4 protein-coding genes are annotated in these 3,081 nt (G+C 51.3%); 3 read left to right on the forward strand and 1 reads right to left on the reverse strand.

All coding sequences use genetic code 11. The annotated features are described in order from the left end of the window. Positions 1-1,238 (reverse strand): carbon starvation CstA family protein (locus tag Q0340_RS06625; protein ID WP_298082651.1); only part of this gene is annotated, 1,238 nt, incomplete at its 3' end. Positions 1,239-1,610: 372 nt separating this feature from the next. Here Q0340_RS06625 and Q0340_RS06630 point away from each other — a divergent pair. The 3 genes from Q0340_RS06630 to Q0340_RS06640 form a co-directional block, all read left to right on the forward strand. Further along, positions 1,611-1,799, forward strand: coding sequence for a hypothetical protein (locus Q0340_RS06630; protein ID WP_298082652.1), 189 nt, complete (start codon positions 1,611-1,613; stop codon positions 1,797-1,799). Next, complete coding sequence (locus Q0340_RS06635; protein ID WP_298082653.1) at positions 1,796-2,764, forward strand: iron ABC transporter permease; 969 nt, start codon at positions 1,796-1,798, stop codon at positions 2,762-2,764. Before Q0340_RS06630 ends, Q0340_RS06635 begins: the two co-directional genes overlap by 4 nt. Continuing rightward, on the forward strand, positions 2,761-3,081 hold a 321-nt coding region (locus tag Q0340_RS06640), incomplete at its 3' end, for an ABC transporter ATP-binding protein (RefSeq protein WP_298082654.1). The genes Q0340_RS06635 and Q0340_RS06640, both read left to right, overlap by 4 nt.

Raw genomic sequence — 3,081 nt, forward strand, 5'->3', positions numbered from 1 at the left:
ATGGAATTTATATACGCCGCGGCGCTTACCGCGTCTTTGCCCAGCACCGCAGCAGGCGAGTTGATAGCGAAGTATTCGCCCGGGCTTAGGATGCACGCCGCTACGAGCGCCATTACGCCCACAAGGCTCTCCATAAGCATCGAGCCGTAGCCGATGAAAAGAGTGTGGGTTTCGCGCTCGACCATCTTCGGCGTCGTGCCGCTGGAGATCAGCGCGTGAAAGCCCGAGATCGCGCCGCATGCGATCGTGATAAACAAAAATGGAAATATCGGGCCTGCAAAAACGGGACCCGTGCCGTCGATAAATTTCGTCGTAGCGGGCATTTTAAGCTCGGGTGCGACAAAGATTATCGCGACCGCCATGCCGATGATGACGCCGAGCTTAAGGAAGGTGCTTAGATAATCGCGCGGCGCGAGCAGCAGCCACACGGGCAAAATCGCCGCGATAAAGCCGTAGCCGATCGTAAGAAGCGCGAGCGTCTCGCCCTTTAGCGAAAAAACGTCGTGCCAGTACGGATCGATCGAGACGTAATGCCCGCCCCAAAGCGCAAGCATCAGCAAAACAAAGCCGATGATCGATGCCTCGCTGACCTTGCCCGGGCGCAAGAACCTCATATAAACTCCCATAAATATGGCGATCGGTATCGTCATCGCGATCGTAAAAAGCCCCCACGGCGAGTTCGCGAGCGCCTTTACGACGACCATCGCCAAGATTGCTACGATGATCAGCATGATGAAAAAAATCCCGATCATCGCGATGCCGCCGGTGAGCTTGCCCATCTCATCTTTGATCATCTCGCCGAGGCTCTTGCCGCCGCGGCGCGTGGATAGCACGAGCACGATGAAATCATGCACCGCGCCTGCGAGCACGACGCCCACCAAAAGCCAAATAGTGCCGGGCAGATAGCCCATCTGTGCGGCTACCACGGGGCCTACGAGCGGTCCAGCGCCTGCGATAGCGGCGAAATGGTGGCCGAAAAGGACGTATTTGTTCGTAGGGACGTAATCTCGTCCGTCGTTTCGGATCACCGCAGGAGTTGCGCGGCGATCGTTCAGCTCAAAGACGCGATACGCGATAAAGCGCCCGTAGAAAGTGTATCCGATCAGATAGATGCACGCGCTAGCTACTACAAGCCAGACGGCGCTGATGCTCTCGCCTTTATTTAGCGCAAGTACGCCGAAACACCACGCCCCTATGACGGCGACCGCCGCCCAAAGGATCTTTTGCCAAAATTTCATGCTCACTCCTTAAAGCTTAGCGAGCGGCTTTGGCGCAGTTTGACGTTTAATAAAACGGCTTGCGCCTTTAAAGCGGGACTCGTTAAATAAAATTTAGTGCGTATTTTATCGGCGTTTTTATAATTTAAAGCTGAATTGCAAAATTAAAAAGAGCTCTTTCGGCGTTAAATTTACAGCATAAATTTTGAATTTCAAATTTAAAGAGGCGGCTTGGCGGCGCGCGAAATTTTAATACTTAATCGCCCTAAATTTAGCCCTCACAGCTCTTGCCGTTACGGAATTTATCGCGGTTTAAGAAACCAAGCGATAAAATCTTATGATAACGATTTTAATTTCTTAACAAAAATCGCGAATACTTTTAGGAGGAAATTTATGCTGGATCAGGTGTGCGGCTACGTACTTTTTCGCGCTGATATCAAAAGCTATGCAAGCTTCAAAAATAATTGCGCTAGCCGCGAGAATTTCATAAATTCCGCGCGCATAAATTCCTGGCACCGTTTAAATTTTAAAAATATCCGCCGCGACGAAATCTGCGCGTATAGTTCGCTTGGTGGGCTATGAGTTTTAAATTTTATCTCTTTCTAATCGCAGCTTTCATATTGCTTGCTTTAGTAGCCGTAAGTAGCGGCGGAGCGAGCATTTCGCTGGGCGACATCGCAAAATTTTTCACCTTCGGCGAGATAGACGAAACCAAGGAGCTCATCTTGCTGCAAATGCGCCTGCCGCGCCTCGTACTTGGAATTTTAATAGGCGCGCTGCTAGCGAGCTCGGGAGTAGTGGTGCAAAGCGTATTTTTAAACCCGCTTGCAGATCCCTACATCATCGGCATCGCCTCGGCAGCGACTTTCGGCGCGGTCATAGCCTACCTACTGGGGCTTAGTGACGTTTTTTACGGAATTTTCGCGTTTTTGGCCGCCAGCGGGCTTTCGCTCGTGATCTTTAAGCTCGCAGCCCATACCCGCTCGATCTCTACTCTGCTGATCGTAGGCATCGCCGTATCGTCGTTTTTGGGCGCATTTACATCCTTCGCGGTCTATCTAATCGGAGAGGATAGCTTTAGGATTACGGCGTGGATGATGGGCTATCTAGGCGGCGCAAACTGGCAAAAGATCGCGCTTTTGCTGCCGCCGCTGCTGTTTTGCATGGCGTATTTTTACGCAAAGCGCCACGAGCTAAATATCATCTTAAACGGCGACGAGGAGGCGAAGTCGCTCGGACTCAACGTCGAGAAGTCCAAAAAGAGCCTACTCATCGTCTCCTCGCTCATCATCGGCTTTTCGGTCGCATTTACGGGGATGATAGGCTTCGTGGGGCTCATCATTCCGCACACGCTTCGCATGGCGCTTCATACGGCGAGCAACGCCGTGTTGATTCCCGCCAGCGCGCTTACCGGCGGAGTTTTTTTGGTTTTTTGCGACGTAATCGCTAAAAACGCCCTCTCGCCGGTAGAAATTCCGATCGGCGTGGTGACTTCGTTTTTCGGCGCGCCGTTTTTCCTATACCTTGCGTTTAGGAAGCACGCATGAAAGTAAGCGGGCTAAACTTCAGCTACGGCAAGCGGGCGATCCTGCAAGACGTATGTCTGAATTTAGAACGGGGCAAATTTTACGGGATTTTGGGCCCTAACGGCTGCGGCAAGAGCACCTTGCTAAAAAATATCTTGCAAATTTTAAAGCCTGCAAGCGGGATCATCGAAATAAACGGCAAAAAAGCAAGCGAATATAGCCTTAAAGAGCTTGCGGCGCTCATCGGCTTCGTACCGCAAAAAACGGCCCTCGCAGCCGCGCTAAACGTGAATGAAATTTTACTTGCGGGCAGATTTTGCCGCCTAAAAAGCGCATTT

This window comes from uncultured Campylobacter sp. (assembly GCF_938045595.1).
Classification (GTDB): Bacteria; Campylobacterota; Campylobacteria; order Campylobacterales; family Campylobacteraceae; genus Campylobacter_B.